Source organism: Cupriavidus sp. PB-02, assembly GCF_058252315.1.
In genome coordinates this window covers 2,666,339-2,687,729 of sequence record NZ_CM177695.1, presented here as the reverse complement: position 1 = coordinate 2,687,729, position 21,391 = coordinate 2,666,339, and the positions used below count along the sequence as shown (strand labels likewise).

General features: G+C 68.4%; 20 protein-coding genes and 1 pseudogene. 10 read left to right on the top strand and 11 right to left on the bottom strand.

Annotation, left to right across the window (positions count from 1 at the left end; all coding sequences use genetic code 11):
- Positions 1-29: 29 nt before the first annotated feature.
- Positions 30-401, bottom strand: coding sequence for a hypothetical protein (locus AC10V3_RS32965; RefSeq protein ID WP_454753406.1), 372 nt, complete (start codon positions 399-401; stop codon positions 30-32).
- Positions 402-595: 194 nt separating this feature from the next.
- On the opposite strand from AC10V3_RS32965, the gene AC10V3_RS32960 reads away from it, so the two are divergent.
- The gene (locus tag AC10V3_RS32960; protein ID WP_022539608.1) at positions 596-970 is read left to right on the top strand and encodes a c-type cytochrome; all 375 of its coding nucleotides are present in this window, start codon (positions 596-598) and stop codon (positions 968-970) included.
- 15 nt (positions 971-985) lie between these two features.
- Here the strand turns inward: AC10V3_RS32960 and soxR are convergent, their stop codons facing one another.
- Positions 986-1,477: a redox-sensitive transcriptional activator SoxR gene (gene soxR / locus AC10V3_RS32955; RefSeq protein ID WP_041681854.1), complete on the bottom strand. Its 492-nt coding sequence runs from the start codon at positions 1,475-1,477 to the stop codon at positions 986-988.
- A 130-nt stretch (positions 1,478-1,607) separates the two neighbouring features.
- Between soxR and AC10V3_RS32950 the strand changes: the two genes are divergently transcribed.
- Positions 1,608-2,036: a RidA family protein gene (locus tag AC10V3_RS32950; protein WP_022539606.1), complete on the top strand. Its 429-nt coding sequence runs from the start codon at positions 1,608-1,610 to the stop codon at positions 2,034-2,036.
- 46 nt (positions 2,037-2,082) lie between these two features.
- Here AC10V3_RS32950 and AC10V3_RS32945 read toward each other — a convergent pair whose 3' ends face one another.
- Entirely contained in the window at positions 2,083-2,481 is a 399-nt protein-coding gene (locus AC10V3_RS32945; protein ID WP_022539605.1) for a nuclear transport factor 2 family protein, read from the bottom strand.
- A gap of 107 nt (positions 2,482-2,588) precedes the next feature.
- A complete protein-coding gene (locus AC10V3_RS32940) occupies positions 2,589-3,482 on the bottom strand; it encodes a LysR family transcriptional regulator (RefSeq protein ID WP_022539604.1) in 894 nt (297 codons plus the stop codon).
- A gap of 91 nt (positions 3,483-3,573) precedes the next feature.
- Here AC10V3_RS32940 and AC10V3_RS32935 point away from each other — a divergent pair, with 91 nt between their 5' ends.
- Positions 3,574-4,350, top strand: a complete 777-nt coding sequence (locus AC10V3_RS32935; RefSeq protein ID WP_041682228.1) for an NAD(P)H-dependent oxidoreductase — start codon at positions 3,574-3,576, stop codon at positions 4,348-4,350.
- Positions 4,351-4,398: 48 nt separating this feature from the next.
- On the opposite strand, the gene AC10V3_RS32930 is transcribed toward AC10V3_RS32935, so the two are convergent.
- Together AC10V3_RS32930 and AC10V3_RS32925 are read right to left on the bottom strand one after the other, a co-directional pair.
- Positions 4,399-5,376, bottom strand: a complete 978-nt coding sequence (locus AC10V3_RS32930) for a Bug family tripartite tricarboxylate transporter substrate binding protein (protein WP_022539602.1) — start codon at positions 5,374-5,376, stop codon at positions 4,399-4,401.
- Positions 5,377-5,470: 94 nt separating this feature from the next.
- Positions 5,471-6,929 (bottom strand): annotated as a pseudogene (locus tag AC10V3_RS32925) (amidase).
- Between the two features lie 130 nt (positions 6,930-7,059).
- On the opposite strand from AC10V3_RS32925, the gene AC10V3_RS32920 reads away from it, so the two are divergent.
- Complete coding sequence (locus tag AC10V3_RS32920) at positions 7,060-7,986, top strand: LysR family transcriptional regulator (protein ID WP_022539600.1); 927 nt, start codon at positions 7,060-7,062, stop codon at positions 7,984-7,986.
- 14 nt (positions 7,987-8,000) lie between these two features.
- Here AC10V3_RS32920 and xth read toward each other — a convergent pair whose 3' ends face one another.
- From xth to AC10V3_RS32905, 3 genes are all read right to left on the bottom strand, one after another.
- Positions 8,001-8,813, bottom strand: a complete 813-nt coding sequence (gene xth, locus AC10V3_RS32915) for an exodeoxyribonuclease III (protein WP_490923938.1) — start codon at positions 8,811-8,813, stop codon at positions 8,001-8,003.
- Between the two features lie 75 nt (positions 8,814-8,888).
- On the bottom strand, positions 8,889-10,103 hold the full coding sequence (locus AC10V3_RS32910) for a BON domain-containing protein (protein ID WP_022539598.1): 1,215 nt from the start codon (positions 10,101-10,103) through the stop codon (positions 8,889-8,891).
- A gap of 300 nt (positions 10,104-10,403) precedes the next feature.
- Entirely contained in the window at positions 10,404-11,624 is a 1,221-nt protein-coding gene (locus AC10V3_RS32905; RefSeq protein WP_022539597.1) for an MFS transporter, read from the bottom strand.
- A gap of 103 nt (positions 11,625-11,727) precedes the next feature.
- Here AC10V3_RS32905 and AC10V3_RS32900 point away from each other — a divergent pair, with 103 nt between their 5' ends.
- The 5 genes from AC10V3_RS32900 (at position 11,728) to AC10V3_RS32880 (ending at position 18,271) form a co-directional block, all read left to right on the top strand.
- Positions 11,728-12,777: a LysR family transcriptional regulator gene (locus tag AC10V3_RS32900; protein WP_022539596.1), complete on the top strand. Its 1,050-nt coding sequence runs from the start codon at positions 11,728-11,730 to the stop codon at positions 12,775-12,777.
- Between the two features lie 124 nt (positions 12,778-12,901).
- Positions 12,902-14,182, top strand: coding sequence for a phospholipase D-like domain-containing protein (locus AC10V3_RS32895; protein WP_051369987.1), 1,281 nt, complete (start codon positions 12,902-12,904; stop codon positions 14,180-14,182).
- Between the two features lie 324 nt (positions 14,183-14,506).
- Entirely contained in the window at positions 14,507-14,938 is a 432-nt protein-coding gene (locus AC10V3_RS32890; protein ID WP_041682227.1) for a CopG family transcriptional regulator, read from the top strand.
- A gap of 50 nt (positions 14,939-14,988) precedes the next feature.
- Positions 14,989-16,146 carry an extracellular catalytic domain type 1 short-chain-length polyhydroxyalkanoate depolymerase gene (locus tag AC10V3_RS32885; protein ID WP_454753402.1) on the top strand — a complete coding sequence of 386 codons (1,158 nt, stop codon included), beginning with the start codon at positions 14,989-14,991 and terminating at the stop codon, positions 16,144-16,146.
- 175 nt (positions 16,147-16,321) lie between these two features.
- Positions 16,322-18,271: a methyl-accepting chemotaxis protein gene (locus AC10V3_RS32880; RefSeq protein WP_022539592.1), complete on the top strand. Its 1,950-nt coding sequence runs from the start codon at positions 16,322-16,324 to the stop codon at positions 18,269-18,271.
- A 14-nt stretch (positions 18,272-18,285) separates the two neighbouring features.
- Here AC10V3_RS32880 and AC10V3_RS32875 read toward each other — a convergent pair whose 3' ends face one another.
- A complete protein-coding gene (locus tag AC10V3_RS32875) occupies positions 18,286-18,486 on the bottom strand; it encodes a DUF2905 domain-containing protein (protein ID WP_010810842.1) in 201 nt (66 codons plus the stop codon).
- 482 nt (positions 18,487-18,968) lie between these two features.
- Here AC10V3_RS32875 and AC10V3_RS32870 point away from each other — a divergent pair, with 482 nt between their 5' ends.
- A complete protein-coding gene (locus AC10V3_RS32870; protein WP_022539591.1) occupies positions 18,969-20,354 on the top strand; it encodes an MFS transporter in 1,386 nt (461 codons plus the stop codon).
- On the opposite strand, the gene AC10V3_RS32865 is transcribed toward AC10V3_RS32870, so the two are convergent.
- Positions 20,348-21,313, bottom strand: coding sequence for a LysR substrate-binding domain-containing protein (locus tag AC10V3_RS32865; RefSeq protein ID WP_349607278.1), 966 nt, complete (start codon positions 21,311-21,313; stop codon positions 20,348-20,350). The two genes, AC10V3_RS32870 and AC10V3_RS32865, sit on opposite strands and share 7 nt — an antisense overlap.
- Positions 21,314-21,391: the final 78 nt, after the last annotated feature.

Genomic DNA, 21,391 nt, shown 5'->3' with positions numbered 1-21,391 from the left:
GGAAGGCAAGCCAGGCATCCCCGGTCCCGTCAGTCCCAGCGGCGGCCCGGGCCGTCATGGCCGTGGTGGCGGGCCCATTCGCGCTCGCGCCATTCGCGGCGGTATTCGCGGTGATAGGCGCGATGATAGTCGCGGCCGTCGTAGCGGTCATAGCGCACCGGGACTGGCGCCACCACCACCGGGCGCGGCGCATAGGCTACCGGCGCCGGTGCGTACACCGGTGCGGGCGCATAGACCGGGGCCGCCCGATAGACCGGGGCGGGGCGATAGACCGGCGCTGGCTCGGCCACCACCACGCCCGGCACGCCGATACCGATGTCGATATTCACACCGGCATAGGCGCCGGCGCTGGCCGCAAGCATTGCACCACCGACTACTGCCATGGCGACGATTCGTTTCATGGTTGCCTCCCAGGGGGCGTTGGACATGGGCTCACTGTAGAGGGCGGGCTCGTAATATAGGCCGCGCGAAGTGTTGCAAATGTGACGGGGTGTAAGCTGCGCTGCGCCGTGGTGGTGGTGGCGCCGCCGGTCGTCGGGGCCATGCCCTGTATCATTCAGTCCCGCACCAAAGCCCCACCTGCAGCTCTCGCCTCATGCGCCGTACCGTATTTCTCGCCCTTGCCCTGACCGGCCTCACCGTCGCCCCCGCCCGGGCCGAGCCGGACCTCCAGGCCGGCAAGGCCCTGTTCGCCGCGCGCTGCGCCTCGTGCCACCACGTCGGCCGCAACGCGCGTGCCGGGTTTGGCCCGCACCTGAACGGCATCTTCGGCCGCCAAGCGGGCGGCACCAGCGATTTCCAGTACTCAGACGCCATGCGTGCATCGAAAGTGGTCTGGTCGCGCGACACGCTGGACGCCTTTGTCCGCTCGCCGGGCAAGGTCGTGCCCGGCACCAGGATGCGCTTCTGGGGCATCGGCAACGACAAGCAGATCGAAGACCTGCTGGCCTACCTGCAGACTTTCAAATAAGCGCCACTGCGGTTGTCATTGCGCCGCGCCCGGGAAATGCGGCCCCGGGCCTTCGCCCGCCAGCGTGTCCTGCGGATTGCGCAGCGGGCACGCCTTGAGCGACAGGCAACCGCAGCCGATGCAGCCGTCGAGCTGGTCGCGCAGCTGCGTCAGTGTGCGGATGCGTTCATCGAGATCGTCGCGCCAGCTGGCGGACAGCCGGCGCCAGTCGGCGACGGTGGGCGCGCGTCCATCGGGCAGCTTCTGCATGGCCGAGGCGATCACCGCCAGGGGCAGTCCCATGCGCTGGGCCACGCGGATCACGGCCAGGCGGCGCAGCACGGCGCGCGGATAGCGGCGCTGGTTGCCGCCGCTGCGGGTGCTGGCGATCAGGCCGCGCGATTCATAGAAATGCAGGGCGGACACCGCGAGGCCGGTGCGCGCGGCGACTTCGCCGACGGAGAGCAGTGCTTCGGCGGGCGCCGGGCGGCGCCGGCGCGGTGTGTCGGGCTTGTTCGCGGATGCCATGGCAAGGGAGCAGCAGTCGGGCCAAAGAATGCCCATGCTACCACCATGGCTCTGCTTGACCTCAAGCTAAGTTGAGGTTTGATACTTGCGGCTCCATTGTTCGCCATTCCTCGATACAGAGTTGAAGACCATGTCGCCGCATGCCCGCCCCAATGACTCGCTAAGCTTCCTCAATCCTGCCGATCTGTATGACCCGCGTCCCAATGGCTACTCGCACGTGGCCGTGGTGCAGGGACCTGCCCGCATCGTGTATGTGGCCGGGCAGGGCGGCGAGGATGCCGCCGGCGGCCTCGCGCCGGATTTCCCGCGCCAGGTTGCGCGCGCCATGCAGAACCTGCGCATCGCGCTGCAGGCCGCGGGTGCCGACGTGGGCGATGTGGCCAAGCTCACGGTGCTGGTGGTCGACCACTCGCACGACCGGCTGCGCACCTTCGGTGCCGCACTGCGCGAGATGTGGGCCGACAAGCCGGTGCCGGCCTGCACGCTGATCCCGGTGCCGCGGCTGGCGCTGGACAATATGCTGTTCGAGATCGAGGCGACGGCCGTCCTGCCGGGGTGAGCAGGGGCGGGCCCCTGGGTTGGGGCCCGCCTGCCGGCCTTGACGCTTACTTGCCTTGCCCGCGCGGCGCCGCGCTGAAGGTCTTGTTGACGATCTTCCAGGCGCCGTCGATCTGCAGCAGCGTCATGTAGTCGGTGAAGACGACTTCCGGATAGTCCAGCACGACCTTGGCGACGCCGGCATTGCCCACCACGTCGAACTGCGTGATGAAGCGCCTGCGCTGCGCTTCGTCCGGCGCGGGGTGGCCGGGGCAGCGCGCCGAGACGAATTCCTCGACAGACAGCGAGTGCAGTGCGCCGTCTCGGAACGAGACGATGCGGGCGTCGGGGGAAAAGGCCTTGTACATGTACTCCGCCTTGCCGGTGATATGGCCTTGCAGGTAATCCTCGATCGGCGCGAGTGCTGCTACATGGCGGGAAGTCAGGCCGGTTTCACTGAACGTCATGGGTCTCCTCCAAAACTGGAAGCGGCAGTGCGCAGGCCTGCCGCGGCGTTGAAAGTCTTGATTGTATTCCAATTTTGTATGCAAAAACACGACAGATACGCGGTGGCTCAGACCGACGCAGCGATCAGCTCGCGCAACCACTGGTGCGCCGGGTCGCGATGCACGCGCTCGTGCCACAGCATCGACATCTCATAGCCAGGCACCTCGACCGGCGGTTCCACCACCTGCAGCGCCGTCGCACCGCGCACCAGCCGGGCCGGCAGCATCGCCACCAGGTCGGTGCTGGCCACCGCCGACGTGACGAATAGAAAGTGCGGCACGGACAACACCACGCGCCGCTGCATGCCGACGCTGGCCAGCGCCTCGTCCGTGACCCCGTAAAAGCCGCCGCCGTCCGGCGAAACGATCACATGGTCCAGCGCGCAGAACTGCGCCAGCGTAGGCCGGCGCTTGAGCCGTGGATGGCCGGCGCGGCCCACCAACACGTAGCGCTCGGAAAAGAGCGCGCGCCGGTGCATCCCCGGCGGTGCGCCATCGCTGGTGTGGAAGGCGAGATCGAGCTCGGCCTGCTCTGCCTGCCTGGCAATGCGCGAGGGGACCATTTCCACCACGGCCAGCCGCGCGCCCGGCGCCGCGGCGCGCAGCGCCTGCAGCGCTGGCAGCACGATGGTCGATTCCCCATAGTCGGTCGCGGCGACGCGCCAGGTCTGCGTGGCGGCGGCGGGATCGAACGGCGTGTCCGGCGACACGGTTTGCTCGAGCGCGGCCAGCGCCTCGCGCAACGGTTCGCGCAGGGCCTCGGCCCGGGCCGTGGGGCGCATGCCACGCGGGCCGGGCAGCAGCAACGGGTCGCCGAAATAGTCGCGCAGCCGGGCAAGGTGGACGCTGACCGAGGGTTGCGAGTAATTCAGCCGCTGCGCGGCGCGGGTCACATTCTGCTCGGACAGCAGCACGTCCAGCGTGACCAGCAGGTTCAGGTCCAGGCGCCTGAGATTAGTCATGACAATACCTGCGATATCGGATATTCATTTCCAATATACCGGAGCGCGCCCTATGCTGGCCTCACTTTCGCAATCCCTGGAAGCAGCCATCATGAACGTACTTCTCGTCTACGCCCATCCGGAACCCACCTCGCTGAACGGCGCCATTCGCGACTTCGCCGTGCAGCGCCTGCGCGATGCCGGCCATACCGTGCAGGTCTCCGACCTCTACGCGATGCAATGGAAAGCCCAGCTCGACGCGGCCGACAGCAAGGCGCGGCCCGGTTCCGCGCCGTTCCATCCGTCACTGGACTCGAAACACGCCTTCGAGAACGGCCTGCAGAGCGACGATATCGCGCGCGAGCAGGACAAGCTGCGCTGGGCAGATGCGGTGATCCTGCAGTTCCCGCTGTGGTGGTTCTCGATGCCGGCGATCCTGAAGGGCTGGGTCGAGCGCGTCTATGCCTATGGCTTTGCCTACGGTGTGGGCGAGCACTCCGACGAACACTGGGGCGACCGCTATGGCGAAGGCATGCTCGCCGGCAAGCGCGCCATGCTGATTGTCACCACCGGTGGCTGGGAATCGCACTACAGCCCGCGCGGCATCAACGGCCCGATCGACGACATCCTGTTCCCGATCCATCACGGGATCCTGTACTACCCGGGATTCGACGTGCTGCCGCCGTACGTGGTGTACCGGACCAGCCGGGTGGATGACGCGCGCTTTGCCACGATCCGCCACGAGCTAAGCCAGCGGCTGGACACACTCGGGACGACGGCGCCGATTCCGTTCAGGCCGCAGAATGCGGGGGACTATCACATTCCGCACCTGACCTTGCGCGAGGAGATCGCGCCCGGCCAGGCGGGCTTCGCCGCGCATGTGGCGTAGGGTCGGGGGAGTGCGGCCAGCCGCCCGCCATTGCGCTCCCCCGCTGGCTCACTCGCCGCGGATATCCGCCCGCGCCGCCACCGCCCGCATCTCCGGCAGTTCCTTCTCGACCCGCGCCTTGACCGCCGCGCCATTGCCCCACGCCGGCGTCAGCCCGAGTTCGGCCATGCGGGCCCTGGTCGCCGGTGCGTTGGCGACCTCGGCCAGCGCTTTCTCCAGCTTCTGCTGCACCGGCGCCGGCAGGCCGGCGGGTGCCAGCAGCGCGAACCACGTGCCCATCTGGAAGCCCGGATAGCCGCTCTCGGCCACCGTCGGCACCTGCGGCAGCGCGGGCAGGCGCTGCGGCGACAGCACCGCCACCGGCCGGATCTTGCCCCCCTTGATCAGCGGCAGGGTGGCCACGATGGTGTCGACCGCCACCTGCACCTGGCCGCCGGCCAGTGCCGTCAGGCTGGGCGCGCTGCCGTTGAAGGGCACGTGGACCATGCGGATGCCGGTGGCCGACTTGAGCATCTCACCGCCGAAATGCACCGACGAGCCGGTGCCGAAGGAGCCGTAGGAGAACTTGTCAGGACTGGCCTTGGCCTGCGTCACCAGGTCCTTGAGCGAGCGGATGGGCGTGTCCGGGTTGGCCACCAGCACCAGGCTCATGTCGGCGACCAGCCCCAGCGGCGTAAAGCTCTTGATGGGGTCATAGCCGAGGTTGGGGCGGATCGCCGGGTTCAGCGTCAGCGTGGTGCTGGCCCCGAGCAGCAGCGTATAGCCGTCGGGCGCGGCCTTGGCCACCTGGGTCGCGCCGATCACCGTGCTGGCGCCTGGCTTGTTCTCGACCACCACGGACTGGCCCAGCTTTTCGCCGAGGCCGACCGCCAGCAGGCGGCCCAGCACATCGGTGGCGCCGCCGGCGGCGAACGGCACCACCAGCCGCAGCGGACGGTCGGGCCAGGTCTGTGCCGCGGCCGGGGCCGCGGCCAGCGCCATCAGGCTGGCGCATGCGAGTAAGAGCTTCGGGGGCATTGCGGTCATCGGAAATCACTCCTGCCGGCAGTTGGGGGAATTCGAAGCAAGCGATGGCCACGACGGGCGGCCGCCATGGATGGCCGCCCGGTGGCGCGGGCGTTCAGGCCAGCCAGGGGCTGCGCATGCGCGAGAAGCCGCCGGCCTGGTCATAGGCATGGCCAAGCTGCAGCACCGCGGCGTCGGCCTGCGCCGGGCCGATGATCTGCAGGCCAGCGGGCAGGCCCTGCGGGCCAAAGCCTGCCGGCGCGGCCAGCGCCGGCAGCCCGGCCATCGTGGCCGGCACCACTGCCTGCATCCAGCGGTGATAGGTGTCCATGTCGCGGCCGTCGACCGCATGCGGCCAGTCCCAGTTCGCATCGAACGGGAATACCTGGGCGACCGGCAGCACCAGGTAGTCGAAGCGCTCGAACAAGGCGCGCAGCGCCTGGTACCACGCGCTGCGCTCGCACATCGCTTCATAGACGCGGTTGCCGGACAGGGCCAGCCCGCGCTCGATCTCCCACACCGCCTCGGGCTTGAGCAGCATGCGCGTGGCCGGGTCGCGGTAGAGCGCGGCATTGGCGCCCGCCACCGAGAAGCTGCGCAGGTCGATCCACGCCCGCCACAAGCGCTCCAGGTCAAACGCGGGCAGTGCGGCATCGACGCTGCAGCCGAGCGTGCGCAGGTGCATGAGCGCCTGCTCGCAGGTGTCGAGCAGTCCGGGTTCGGTCGGCAGGTGGCCGCCAAGGTCGCCGAGCCAGCCGATGCGCACGCCGGTCCAGTCGCGCTCGGGCGGCAGCGCGAACGTGCCCGGCGGCTCGGTGCGGCGCGTCAGCGGCAGCCGCGCATCGAAGCCGGCCTGCACCGACAGCAGCAGCGCCAGGTCCGGCACGTTGCGCGCCATCGGGCCGGCCACGCTGAACTGCTGGAAGAAGACCTCGTCTGCACGGCCCGTGCGGCACGCAGCCGAACGAGGTGCGCAGGCCGTATACATGGTTGAATGCCGCCGGCGTGCGCAGCGAGCCCATCATGTCGGAGCCGTCGGCGACCGGCAGCATGCGCAGCGCCACGGCCACGCCCGCGCCGCCGCTGCTGCCGCCGGCAGAGCGCGCCGGGTCGAAGGCATTGCGCGTGGTGCCGTAGACCGGGTTGTAGGTATGGCCGCCGAGGCCGAACTCAGGCGAATTGGTGCGCCCGACAAAGAGCGCGCCCCCGGCGCGCATGCGCTCGAACACCACCGCGTCGGCCTGGCTGACCTGGCCGGCAAAGATCGGCGAGCCCTTGGTGGTGACCATGCCCGCGGCCGGGCTGATGTCCTTGGGCGCCTGCGGAAAGCCGTGCAGCGGGCCGCGGCTGGCGCCGCGCGCAAGTTCGGCGTCGAGCCCGGCGGCCTGCGTGCGCAGCGTGTCGCGCTCCATCGGGGCGACGATGGCGTTGACGCGCGGGTTGTGGCGGTCGATCTGGCCGAGGAAGGCATCGAGCACTTCCACGCACGAGAGCTCGCGCGCATGGATGGCGCGCGACAGCGCGACGGCGTCGAGTTCGACGATGGGATCGGTGGGGAGTGGTTCGGGCGACATGGCTGGCGGCGTCTCCTGTGGTTTGTGAGAAAGCATACGGGTGCCGCGGGGTTTCCCACAATCGATGAATTTTTCAAATATCCTTGCGTAAAACGCAAACCGCCACGCCCACCGAGCCGGAGGCCGCCCCATGCTGTCGCATCGTCTGCAAGACACCTCGCTGCGCTATTTCCTGGAAGTGGTGCGCAGCGGCTCGCTGACCGAGGCGGCGCAGCGGCTGAACGTCACGGTCTCGGCGGTCAGCCGCCAGGTGGGTGCACTCGAGGCGCTGCTGGGCGTGCCGTTGTTCGACCGCCGCCCGCGTGGCATGGTCGCCAGCGCCGCGGGCGAGCTGCTGGCCGCCTATGCGCTGCGCGGCGCACTCGAGGCCGATCGCGTGGTGTCGGAGATCGCGGCGCTGCAGGGCCTGCGCCGGGGCCGGGTGCGCGTGGCCAGTTCGGCCGGGTTTGCCATCGAGTTCCTGCCGCGCATCATTGCCGAGTTCCGCGAGCGCTATCCGGGGCTGCACTTCCACGTGCGCGTGGCGCCGCCGGCCGAGGTCACCGGCATCGTGCTGCACGGCGACGCCGATATCGGCATCACCTACAGCCGTGCCGCGGAACAGGGCATCCGCGTGGAGCACCGGCAGCCGGCGCCGGTGATCGCGATCATGCGCCCGGACCATCCGCTGGCGCGTTTTCGCAGCGTCACGCTGGCGCAGATGCAGCCGTATCCGCTGGCGCTGCCGGAGGGCGACAACACCGTGCGCCAGCTGTTCGACATCGCCTGCGGCGAGCGCGGCGTGGTGTTCGAGCCGGTGCTGGTGACCAACCATTTCGAGACGCTGACCAACTTCGTGCTGCATGGCGGCGGCCTGTCGATCTCCGGTGCGGTGACCGTGGGCGACCGGCTGCGCCGCGGCGAGCTGCACGCCGCGGCGATCCGCGAACGCGGCATGAAGAGCCGCGCGATCGAACTGCAGACGCTGGCCGGACGCACGCTGCCCGAGGGCGTGCGCGCGTTCCTGGGGTTTATCCGGGACAGGCTGGCGGCGGAGGGGAGCGTGGCGGGCGCCTAGCACCGCGCCTGGCCCTAAACCGCCCGCTTGCGCCGCGTGGCAGCAGGCCGGTCCAGCACCACCCACGCCGGCGCATGGTCGCTCGGATGCTCCTCGGCGCGCACCCAGCGGTCCACGCCGGCATCGCGCAGGCGCGGTGCCAGGTCGGCGCTCAGCAGCAGGTGGTCGATACGCAGGCCGGAGTCGGTCTGCCAGTGCTGGCGGAAGTAGTCCCAGAAGGTGTAGATGCGCTCGTCGGGGTAACGCGCGCGCAGCGCGTCGGTCCAGCCCTGTGCCAGCAGGCGCGCGTAAGCGTCGCGGCTTTCCGGCTGCAGCAGCGCGTCCTTGCGCCACGAGCGCGGGTTGTAGATGTCTTCGTCGGTGGGTACCACGTTGTAGTCGCCCGCCAGCACCACCGGATGGCCGCTGTCGAGCAGGGTCTGCGCGTGTTCGATCAGGCGCTCGAACCATGCCAGCTTGTAGTCGAACCTGGGTCCCAGTTGCGGGTTGCCGTTGGGCAGGTAGAGGCAGCCGATCACCATGCCCTGCACCGCGGCTTCCAGGTAGCGGCTGTGGCTGTCGTCCGGGTCGCCGGGCAGGCCGCGGCGCACTTCCACCGGCTCGCTGTCGCGCGCCAGGATCGCGACCCCGTTCCATGACTTCTGGCCATGCCAGGTCACGCCATAGCCCGCTTCCCGGATCTCGCGGGCGGGGAAGCTCTCGTCGGCGGTCTTCAGTTCCTGCAGGCAGGCGATATCCGGCGCCTCGTGCTCCAGCCAGCGGAGCAGCGCCGGCAGCCGGCTGCGGATGCCGTTGATATTGAAGGTGGCGATCTTGAGCGTGGGCATGCCGCGTTGCAGGGTTCCAGGAACGAGGCCGGCCGGCGGGTGCCGGCCGGTTTGCTGCGTCAGCGCGTCAGCGCATCAGGCGCGCCATGTACTGCCCGACACGTCGGTGCTGCCCGGGGTGCCGGTGGCGGCGGTGCTGCCGGCGATGCCAGTGCCCTCGCGGCGCACGCGGATGTCGTTGCTGACCTCCGTGACGCCGTAGGTGCCGTCGGCCAGGTCTTCGATGTAGTACTTCTGGCTGCGGCTAGGCACTGTGCCCGCCAGCGTCACCACGCCGCTGCTGACCTCGACGCTCACGTCGCTGACGTCCACGCCGCGCGCATAGCTGAGGCGCTCGCAGATCTGGTCGCGGATGCGGTCGTCGCTGCGCTGATAGCCGCGCGGGCCCGCGTGGCGCTCGCGTTCATGGTAGGGCGCATGGTAGCCCCCATAGCCGCGTTCGCGTTCCCGCTCGTCGTCGGAGCTGCCGAACAAGTCGCCGACGGCCTCGCCGATGCGGCGGCCGAGGTTGTAAAGCACGCCATGGTCCTCGCGGTCATCATCCCCGTCGTCATCGCGCTCGCCGACTTCCCAGCCACGGCGGCGTGCGCTTTCGCGGCTGTAGCGGCGGCCGTAGCGCTGCTCCTCGTCCCAGTCGTTGCCGGGTTCGGTCCAGTAACGGGTGTCGCTGCGCAGTTCGCTGAAGGACGGATCGTGCTCGCCGCTGCGCGCCGCTTCGTGGGGGGCGCGCGCGCGCTCGGCGCTTTCGCGCCACTGGCGTTCGGCGGAATCGTCGTCGCGCTGCCAGGCTTGCGGATCGCGCCATTCGCCAGCGCGTTCCCAGCCGTAGCCGCCGTTCAGGCCGTAGCGCAGGTTGCTGCCGCTGCTGCCGTAGCGGCCTTCTTCGCGGCGGCCGTAGCGGTCGTCATCGCGGCTGCCGAAGCGCTCGTCGCGGCTGCCATAGCGGCCGTAGCGGTCGTCATCGCGGCTGCCGAAGCGCTCGTCGCGGCTGCCATAGCGGCCAGAGCGGTCGTCTTCTCGGCTGCCGTAGCGTTCGTCACGGCTGCCAGAGCGGCTTTCATAGTCCCGGGCGCCGGGCCGTTCGGGATACCGGCGCGCGCTGTACTGCTCGCTGTAGTCGCCGGCCGGGCGGGCCGGGCCGCCATAGCTGGTTTGCCCCGGTGACAGCTGCTGGCGCCGCCGCTGCGCCTGCCAGTGATCGCGCTCGGATTCCGGCTGCCAGTCGTCGTCGTCCCATGCATGGCGGCGCTGGCGTTCGTCGCGTTGGCGTTCGTCGTAGTAGTAGCTCATGCTGATTTCCTGAGTATGTGAGTTTGGCGCCATGAGCGGATGCCGACGCGAAAAAAGCGTGCGGCCCCGCGGGCGGGTATTCAGGAAACGGCAAGATTCGTACCGTGCGGCCGGGCCGCCTGGCAGGGCGCTGCGGCGGCTGGATGCGTGCAACCATTGCAGAGCGTGTAAGGGTTGCAAGCTTGTTGCTTCAAGAAAAATGGCGCGGCATCCACAATAAGGGAGCCGCGCCACTTGTCTTGCTGCCAGCGTGCTGCAGCACAGCATGGTCCTTCCCACGCTTCGGAACCGTCGCGACGGTCAAGGCAGGCGCGCCTGCGGCAGCATCCGCACGGCCAGCGCTGCCAGCGCCGCAGCGCTGGCCAGTGCGGCCACGCCGGTCCAGCCGTAGTGCGCCAGGGTCACGCTGCCGAGGGCGGCGCCCGCGGCCATGCCGGTGAACATGCCGACGAACAGCACCGCGTTCAGGCGGCTGCGGGCGCCGGGGTCGATGCCGTAGACGATGGTCTGGTGCGCCACCAGCGTGACCTGCACGCCCAGGTCGAAGCCAATCGCGCTGGCGCCGATCAGCCACAGCTGGCCCTGGGGGGGCAGCAGCGGCGACAGCAGCATGGCGGCGAAGGAAAGCGCCGTCAGCACGGCCCCGAGCCGGGTCACCAGCTCAGGCCCGCGGCGGTCGGCAATGCGGCCGGCGATGGGAGCACCGAGCGCGCCGGCCGCGCCGGCCAGGCCGAACGCTCCCGCGGCTTCACTGCCGAGATGGAAGGGCGCGCCATGCAGCATCACCGCCAGCGTGGACCAGAACGCGCTGAAGCCCACCGACAGCAGGGCCTGCGCCAGCGCGGCGCGGCGCAGCGCCGGATGCGCACGCCATAGCGTGGCCAGCGACCCGAGCAGCGCCCGGTACGGCAGCACCGCGGTCGGCGTGAAACGCGGCAGGTGGCGCCGTGCCACCAGCGCGATCGCGGCGATGCTCGCCGCTGCCGCCAGGAACATCGCGCGCCAGCCGAAATGCTCGCCGACAAAGCCGCTGACCACGCGCGACAGCAGGATGCCCAGCAGCAGGCCGGTCATCACCGTGCCCACCACCTTGCCGCGTTCGGCGTCGGGCGCCAGCGTCGCGGCCGCGGGCACGATGTCCTGGGCCAGCGTGGCAGACAGGCCGATCGCCAGGCTGGCGGCCAGCAGCATGCCGATGCCGGGCGCGAAGCCCGCCAGCAGCAAGGCGGCTACCAGCACCACGGATTTGGCCAGGATGATGCGCCTGCGGTCGAAGCGGTCGCCGAGCGGGGCCAGCAGCAGGATGCCCAGCGCATAGCCGAGCTGCGTCAGGGTCGGGATGGCGCCGACCACCGTATCGGACGTGCGCAGGTCCGGCGTCATGATGCCGAGCATGGGCTGGCTGTAGTACAGCGAGGCGACCGACGCGCCGGCGCCGGCGGCGAGCAGCAGCACCAGCCTGCCGGGCAGGGCCGGTCTGGCAACGGGCGCGGACGCGGAGGTAGCGTCGAGGGCGGACATATTGTGTTTCCTTGGATCTGGTGTCTGGAATGGGGGGAAGTGTTGTCCAGCCGGCCGCGTTCTGGTAGACGTGTGCCGTGAACAATGGCTATACGAGGCACGTATGAAGCGCCAGGCGGTCCCCACGCCATCGACGCGGCGGCAGGCGCCGCGCAAGCAGGCTCCCGGCCCCGGCGCTACCACGGCCGACCGCATCGAACTGATGCAGACCTTCGTGCGCATCGTCGAGTCAGGCAGCCTGTCGATGGCTGCGGCGCAGATGCACACCACGCAGCCGACCATCAGCCGCCGCCTGCAGACGCTGGAGCGGATGCTGGGCGTGCGGCTGTTGCAGCGCTCCACGCATGCGATGAACCTGACCGAGGACGGCGAGCGCTGCTACGAGCGGGCCAAGGAACTGGTCGCCGACTGGGCGACGCTGGAGGCCGACCTGCGCGGGGTCGGCTACGAGCCCGAGGGCACGCTGCGCGTGCTGGTGCCCCATGCCTTCGGCCAGGAATTTCTGGTCGGCCCGCTGGCCGGCTACCTGCAGCAATATCGCAAGGTCTCGGTGGAATGGCTGCTGCACGACCGCACCCCGGATTTCATTGCCGAAGCCATCGATTGCGCTATCCATGTGGGCGAGGTGCATGAGCCGGGCGTGGTCGCGGTGCGGCTGGCCGAGATACCGCGCCTGGTCATCGCAGCGCCGTCGCTGTTCGAGGGCAGGCCGCTGCCACGCCGGCCCGAGGACCTGGAAGACCTGCCCTGGCTCGCGCTGCGCACCTTCTATCGGAACGAGATCGAGCTGTCGCACCAGGCCAGCGGCGAGCGCCGCCGGATCGGCTTCCGGCCGCGCGTCAGCACCGACAGCCTGTACGCGCTGCGCGCCTCCACCCGGCTGGGGCTGGGCGTCGGCGTGGGCTCGGCCTGGATTTTCGCCGACGACCTCGCCCGTGGCGAACTGCTGCACCTGTTGCCGGACTGGCAGGCGGATCCGTTGCCGATGTACCTGGTCTATCCCTACGCGCGCTTCTACCCGGCCAAGCTCAGGTTCTTTATCGACGCGGTGCGCCAGGCGATTCCGGGACTGGGCGTGGTGGAGTTGCCCGACGCCAGGCGCGGCCTGGGCGGCCGGATCAAGCGCGCGTCAACTGCACCGAAGCGTCGCTGATACGCCGCGCAGGCGAGCGGAGATCCGGTAATGACGTATCCTGTGGCGGTCGCCAGCTTGCCGGTGAACCCCTGGGGCCAGACATCATGGTGCTTGCGTGATCCGCCGCCGCGTCTTTCCAGGCATGCGTAGAAGGGGCCGAATGCTCGCATTGGTTGCCGTCGTTCTCGTGCTCGCCCTAGGCGGCATCGTGGCGTACAACCTGATCGGCGGCGAAAAACGCATCGAGCGCCGCCTCGACCGGCTCTACGGCCTGGCCGACCCCCAGTTCGCCCGCGAGCTGGGCGTCCTGCTCGGGCCGCCGGTCGTCGACGGCAACCGCTACCGCGTGCTCAGGAACGGCGACGAGATCTTCCCCGCGATGCTGGGCGCGATCCGCGGCGCGAAGAAGACCATCAATTTCGAGTCCTACATCTACTGGTCGGGCGATATCGGCAACGAGTTCGCGCAGGCCCTTGCCGAGCGCGCGCAGGCAGGCGTCAAGGTGAAGGTCCTGCTGGACGCGGTCGGCAGTTCCAAGATCGACGAGTCCGCGCTGGGCCTCATGACCCGTGCCGGCGTGGACGTGCGCCGTTATCACCCGGTGCGCTGGTACACCGTCGGCAAGCTCAACAACCGCACGCACCGCAAGGTGCTGGTGGTCGACGGCACGATCGGCTTTACCGGCGGCGTCGGCGTCGCGCCGGAATGGACCGGCAACGCCCAGGATCCTGACCACTGGCGCGATACGCATTTCCAGGTGGAAGGCCCCGTGGTGGGCCAGATGCAGTCCGTGTTCCTGGACAACTGGATCAAGGTCAGCGGCGCGGTGCCGCATGGCCCGGACTACTTCCCTGAACTGCCGCCGGTCGGCAACGGCCGCGCCCAGATGTTCAGCAGCTCCCCCACGGGCGGCAGCGAGAGCATGGCGCTGATGTACCACCTCGCCATCACGGCGGCGGCCCAGGCCATCGACCTGTCCGCGGCCTACTTCGTGCCGGATGAACTGACAGAAAAAGCCTTGCTGGCGGCTTTGGCAAGAGGCGTCAGGGTGCGGGTGATCGTGCCGGGCGAGCATATCGATTCAGAAACCGTACGCTCGGCTTCGCGCGGCCGCTGGGGCGCGCTGCTCAAGGCGGGCGCGCTGATTGCCGAGTACGCGCCGACGATGTATCACTGCAAGGTCCTGATCGTCGATGGCCTGCTGGTGTCGGTCGGGTCGACCAATTTCGACAACCGGTCCTTCCGCCTCAACGACGAAGCCACGCTCAATATCCTGGATGCCGCCTTTGCCGCCGAACAGACCCGGATCTTCGAGGGGGACCTGACGCTGTCGCGCCCGGTGACGTACACACAGTGGGTCAACCGCCCCTGGACCGAAAAGCTGCGCGACCGGATGGCTTCGCTGATCGGCTCGCAACTCTGACGTCATATGCCGGGTGGCCCTCCGATCCGGTGCCGCTTCCTCCGCAAGGTCGCCCCTTGACGCCGGCATCCGCCGACGCCCCCTTCCTTCCCGATGGGTTCGACGCCACACGGTGACCGGCTTGCCGGATAAACCGCCGGCTTTGTGCGCTGCAGATTCCCTCACAAGCATCCCATCGGGCACATCCTGACTTTTGCCTTGACCTGACACCGCCCGTTTCCTATAAATCGACCATCCACATGGATGGTGCATGGATGGCGCATGGATGGGGATTGGAGGGTTATGCGCGTGCTTGCATCGTTGAGCCCAACGCTGAATGAAGACATGACCCCTCAGAAAACCGAAGCCTCACCCCTGACGAAACCGAAGACCGGTGATACGGAAAAAATCACCATCAACCTCGGCCCGGTAGACCTGGGGCAGATCGACCTGCTGGTCGAAGAAGGCTTTTACTCGAACCGCTCTGATCTGATCCGGACAGCCATCCGGAACCAACTGGTCGCGCATGCGGTGGTTATCCAGGAAACGGTGAGCCGTCGCGCCCTGGTCCTCGGGCTGCAGCACTTCACCAAGAAGGACCTGGAGGCGGCGCGCGCGGCCAATGAACGACTCGATATCCATGTCCTCGGCCTGGCGAGCATTGCGTCGGATGTCAGTCCGGAGCTTGCCCTGGCGACCATCGAGTCCGTCGTGGTACTTGGCGCCTTTCACGCCCCGGCTGCAGTCAAGGCTGCGCTGGCCGGGCGAATACGGTAGTTCGCGGCAATGTCGCCGCCCCTGGTTCGCCAGGTTGCCTGGAAACAATGATGAGAATGAATGACGCGTTCCTCGCTTCGATGTACGAGGCCATGCAGCTGCTGCAGACGGCAGGCCCGATGGAGGCCACCGAGGTCATCCAGCGGGCACTGCGCCAGCACGCTTCCGCGGTTGTGCAGCCCGGTCCGGCGGCGCCAATGCCGGCACAAGTGGTCGAACGCCTGTTGACCCATGACGGGGCTGCGGTTCGAACCCGCGGCCCCGATGGCGTGGGCCTGGAGCGCACGGCGGCCCGCGCGCCTTCTGCTGCCCCGGCTTCCCAGCCCGCACAAACCGCTGCCCGCGCCGAACCCGGGCACTTCACCCAGCGCACCTACGCCAACCAGGCCGGCACCCGCGCGTACAAGCTCTACATCCCGGCCGGCCGGCATGCCGAGCCGATGCCGCTGGTCGTGATGCTGCACGGATGTACGCAGGACGCCGACGACTTCGCCGCCGGCACCCGCATGAATGAACTTGCCGAGCGGCTCGGCTTCGCCGTGCTGTACCCGATCCAGCCGACCGACGCCAACCCAACGAAGTGCTGGAACTGGTTCCGGCCCGGCGACCAGCAAGCCGACCGCGGCGAGCCCTCGTTGATTGCCGGCATGACCCGCGAGGTCATCGCCGCCCACGGCATCGACGCCCGGCGCGTCTATGTAGCCGGCCTGTCCGCCGGCGGCGCGATGGCGGCCGTGCTGATCCAGCGCTATCCCGGCCTGTTCGCGGCGGCTGGCATTCACTCGGGCTTGCCCGCGGGCAGCGCGCACGACCTGCCGTCCGCGCTGGGCGCCATGCGGGGAGGCAAGGGCATCGGCGTGTCGAAGGGCAACAGCGCGCAGCCGCTACCGCCCACCAGGCCGATGATCGTGTTCCATGGCGATGCCGACAAGACCGTACACCCGTCCAACGGCAGCGGGCTGGTGGCGCCATTCGAGCAAGGCGCGGCGCGCAAGGGCCAGCAGCGCGGGACCTCGCGCGCGGGTCACGACTACACGCTGAGCAAGATCACGACGCCCGCCGGCATCGACGCCGAGTACTGGGTGATCCACGGCGCCGGACACGCGTGGTCGGGCGGCAGCGGTCGCGGCAGCTACACCGATCCGAAGGGGCCCGACGCCAGCGCGGAGATGCTGCGGTTTTTCCTGGCGCATCCGCGCGCAGACTGAGGCGTGCACGGAGCGGAGGAAAACGCTGGATTTCCGCCCACAAGCCGTGCATTTCGCCCCACCCAGGGGCATTTTCTGCACCCTCTTTGAGCGTCATCAAAGTCTTTGCCAAACGGCCTTCAGCCCCCGAAAACACGGCCGATAGGACGGTAACCACCCCGTTCCATCGAGCCCCATGACCCCCTTCCTACGCCCCGCCGAGCGCCTGATGGCGCGCCTCAATATCAACCAGAAGCTCACGCTGATCGCGGTGCTCTTCCTGGTGCCGCTGTGCGGCGCGATGTATGTCGTGCTGAGCGCTTCCGCGCATGCGATCCGAGCCACCGACAGCGAGATGCGCGGGCTTGCCATCGTCGAGCACGCGCTCGATTTCATGCGCGAGACCCAGGTGCGTCGCGGCGCCGCCAATGCCGTGCTGGCGGGCAATGCGGGTTTCCGCCCGACCTTCGACGGCGCGGATAACAACGCCGCCGCCAATCTCGCCCAGCTGATCCGCACGGCCGCGGAGAATCCCGCCTTCGGCCTCGATGACGGCGCGCGCAAGCTGGAGCAGGACTGGCAGCAGATTCGCGGCCTGGGCCTGAACACCACAGCCGGGCCGCTGTTCGCGCGGCACAGCGCGCTGGTCAGGCAGACGCAACTGTATATCGGTGATGTGGCCGACCGCTCCGAACTGGCGCTGGACGGCGAAGCCGCCTCGTACTATCTGATCAGCCTGCTGGCGGGCCCCATGCCCCGGCTGGCCGAGCAGAGCGCGCTGGCGCGCGGTCGCGGCGCCGGCATCATTGCGCGCGGCGGTTATGCGGATGCGGCGCAACAGGCCGATCTTGGCGCACTGGCCGAGCAGATCCACGAAGGGCTGGAAGCGGTGCGGCGCGATCTTGCACGCGTGCGCTACAACGCGCCCGCCCACCAGGCTCAGGTGGACGCGGCCCTGGCAAAACTGGCGGCAATGGACAACTTCTATCGCACGCTCAAGGTGCGCATGCTGGGCGCGGGCGGCATCGACATCGAGGCCAAGGCGTATTTCGATGAGGCGAGCGCGGCGATCGACGGCGTGCTGGCGGCCAACAAGGCGTTCTCCGCCATTGCTGGCGCGATGCTTGCGCAGCGCATCGCCGCGCAGAAACGGCAGTTCGCACTGCTGGCGGGGGTTGCGCTGGTCACGGTGTCGATCGCGTTCTACCTGTTTATCGGCTTCAGCCGCGGCATGCGCAGTGACGTGCGCGAGGTGGCCGGGATGGTCGAGCGCATCAATGCCGGCGACCTCGGCCTGCGCATGGCGGTGCACGGGCGCGACGAGTTCAGCGACGTCAAGCGGCACCTGCTGTCGCTGGTGGACAGCTGGCGCGCGCTGATCGGCGATACCAAGGCCGGCGCCCACAACGTGCTGGCGGCGGCGGGCGATATCGCGCAGGGCAATATCGACCTGTCGCAGCGCACTGAGGAGCAAGCCTCGTCGCTGGAGCAGACTGCGGCCAGCATGGAGCAGCTCACCGCCACCGTGCAGCAGAACGCCGGCAGCGCCGGGCAGGCCAGCGAACTGGCGCGCGAAGCCTCGGGCATTGCGCTGGCCGGTGGCGAGGCGGTGGGCCGCATGCAGCAGACCATGCAGCAGATCGAGGCCGATTCGCGCCGCATCGTCGACATCATCGCGGTGATCGACAGCATTGCCTTCCAGACCAATATCCTGGCGCTCAATGCGGCGGTGGAAGCCGCGCGCGCCGGCGAGGCCGGACGCGGCTTTGCCGTGGTGGCGACCGAGGTGCGCGGGCTGGCGCAGCGCGCGGGCAGCTCGGCCAAGGAGATCCGCGCGCTGATCTCGCAGTCGGCAGAGCGCGTGGCAGCCGGCAACACGCTGGCACTGGATGCGGCGGCGACCATGGAGAACACCGTCAGCGCGATCGCGCGCGTCACCGCGATGATGGACGAGATCAGCCACGCCTCGCGCGAGCAGAGCACCGGCATCGCCCAGGTCAACCAGGCGATTGCGCAGATGGACCAGGTCACGCAGCAGAATGCCGCGCTGGTGGAAGAGGCCGCCGCCGCCGCGCAGTCGCTGCAGGAGCAGGCGCTGCATATGCAGCGGGCGATGGCGGTGTTCCGGACGGAGGCGGAAGCCTAGCCACCTCGCAGTGCTCAGCGCCGGAAGATCCAGATCACGACGGACACCAGCACCGACACCAGGATGCAGGTCGTGATCGGAAAGTAGAAGCTGAACCCGTCCCGGACGATATGGATATCGCCGGGCAGCCGCCCGAGCGGCAGCTTCGACAGCCAGGGCCAGGCAGCGGCGGCTGCGATCAGCAGGCAGCCAAGGATGAGAAGCAGGCGTTGCATGATTGGATGGGATTCGGTTCGGCCGTGCCTTGTGGTAGCCCCATGTCCTGATACGTTGGACAGGCACGTCGCCGCGGGATTGCATCGGCTCGGCGCAGCGGGGCCAGGGACTATAGGTCGCGGGTTTCGGAATGTAAATTGAGAGTTGGCGCTCTTTACATGAAATTTCCTTATCTGATCGGATTGTCGCAGGGGTAGTCTGTGAATAAGTTTCGCGACTAGCCTCTTTCTTGATAGAAACCACCGTTCCATGAAGCCAAAATGGCCAACCCCGGGCCGCAAAGGGCAAGAATCCTGGTGAATTCCGCATGCCCACGGCCGCTGGACTGCCCCATTTCCTGCCGGGTTTACGCCAATTTTGAGTCGCAATGCCCGTTGCCTAAGATTCGTTCAATTAGGGAACATTAGTTCGCTATTAGAACATGATCGCATGTCCTGCCTGGAGGGCGGTTAGTGCGATTTCCAGGCAAACGGAGACAGCAGTGACACATCCCACCCAAACCAAAGGCGGCGTCGCAGACGTCCAGGCCTTGATCGACGGCCAGCGATTCACTGGTTACCAGTGGCTCATTCTTGGCCTGTGCTTCCTGATCGTTGCCGTTGACGGATTCGATACCGCGGCGATGGGCTATATCGCGCCGGCGCTGGTGCAGGACTGGGGGATCGAGAAATCAGCCCTCGGGCCCGTCATGAGCGCGGCCCTGTTCGGCCTTGCTTTCGGTGCGATCTTCGCCGGTCCGCTGGCCGATCGTGTCGGCCGCAAGAAGGTGCTGGTGCTGTCGGTCTTCTTCTTTGGCGCCTGCAGCCTCGCCACCGCGTTTGCGCCCACGCTGGGCTGGCTCACGGTCTGGCGCTTCCTGACCGGCCTGGGCCTGGGCGCCGCCATGCCCAATGCCGTGACGCTGACCTCGGAGTTCGCGCCGCAACGCAGCCGTGCCGTGCTCGTGAACACCATGTTCTGCGGTTTTCCGCTCGGTTCCGCGGCTGGCGGCTTTGTCGCCGCCGCGGTGATTCCGCACTTCGGCTGGCACAGTGTGCTGCTGCTTGGCGGCATCGTGCCACTTGCGCTCGCGCTGTTCCTGGTGGTGCTGCTGCCGGAGTCCGTGCGCTACATGGTCCTGCGCAAGTATCCGGCGGACCAGATCCGCAAGGTGCTGCGGCGCGTGACCGGCGCGGACCTGCCCGAGGCCAAAAGCTTCATCATCAGCGAGCAGGCCCCGGCGACCCGATCCGCCATCGGCACCGTGCTGGCTCCCGGCTATCGCCTGGGCTCGGCGATGCTGTGGTCCACTTACTTCATGGGCCTCGTCATCTTCTACCTGCTGACGAGCTGGATGCCGACACTGATGAAGGACGCCGGCTTCTCGATCCAGCACGCGTCATTCCTGACGGCGCTGTTCCCGCTCGGCGGCGGCATCGGCACCATCGCGGCCGGCTGGTTCATGGACCGCTTCAATCCGAACAAGGTCATCGCCATCACGTACGCCGCAACCGGCGTGCTGATCTACGCAGTGGGCCACGGCACCGGCAGCCAGGTGCTGCTGGGCGTGCTGATCTTCATCGCCGGTACGGCCATGAACGGCGCCCAGTCGTCGATGCCTTCCCTGGCCGCGGCCTTTTACCCGACGCAGGGCCGCGCCACCGGCGTCGCCTGGATGCTTGGCATCGGCCGCTTCGGCGGCATCACCGGTGCGCTGCTAGGTGCTGAACTGCTGCGCCTGCACCTGGGCTTCGACACGATCTTTACGCTGCTCACCGTGCCGGCATTCCTTGCAGCCGGCGCACTGCTGGTGAAGCATTTCAGCAGCCGCCCCGCGGCGGTTGCCGGCGACCCGGTCAAGGGCGGCGCGAGCATCGCAAGTCACTGAGCGGAAGCAGGCTGGGCCGCGGCGCGAATGCAGTTCGCCAGCGCCTCGGCCATCGGCGTGAGCGTGCGGTCGCCGTGCCGCAGCAGGCCGATCGGCTCCTCGGTGCCCTGCGTATCGATCGGCAGGAGTACCAGATCCCCCTCGGATACCGCGCGCCTGGTTGCAGAGAGCGGCGCTGCCCACACGCTGTCGCTCTGCCGGGCCAGCAGCCGTCCGAGATAGGCGTCCGCGGTTTCCACGCAGCCGCCCGGCAGGGGCAGGCCGTGCCGGGCGAGCAGGCTTTCCGTGTTGTGGCGTGGAATCGAGCCCGCGGCCGGGATGACCAGCGGCCACGCCAGCGCGTCGACCAGCGTTGGCCGCGATACGGCGGCGAGGGGATGCCCGGGGCGAACCGCCAGCGCCAGCGAGTCCGGGCCCAGGGACTCGAACCACAGGCTCTCCATGGCCACCGGGTCATCCATCCGGCCAATGACGAGGTCGAGCACATCCGCCTTGAGCTGGTCGATGAGGTTGCGGTTCATGCCGGTCTGCACGGCAAGGCCGACCTCGGGATGCGCGGCGCGGAAACGCAGCAGGGCGTCAGTCAGCACCGCCGGCACGACGCTCGGCAGTGCACCCAGCCTGATGCGCTCCTGCGGCAGCGCATCCGCGCCGGCCATGCTGTCCGCCGCCGCATCGATATCCGCGAGGATGCGCAGGGCGTGGCGCAGGAAGCGCGTGCCGGCGGTGGTCAGTTCGGTGCCGGCCCGCTGCCGGACCAGCAGGCGGGTGCCGGCCAGTTCCTCGAGCTCGCTCAGTGTCTTGGAGACGGCCGGCTGCGTCAGCCCCAGGCGTTCGGCGGCGCGGCCCAGGTGCTGGGTCTGGGATACTGCCACGAAGCAATAGAGATGCCGGAGCCGCACGCGATTGCGGAAGATTTCGAGTACGGGCGGTGGCATAGGCGCGGGATGGGGTTTCATGCCAAAAAGTTATCGTATTTCGCAAGAATCTTAATTTACATGACTTTATGTGTTGTTTAAAGTCAAACCATTCCAATG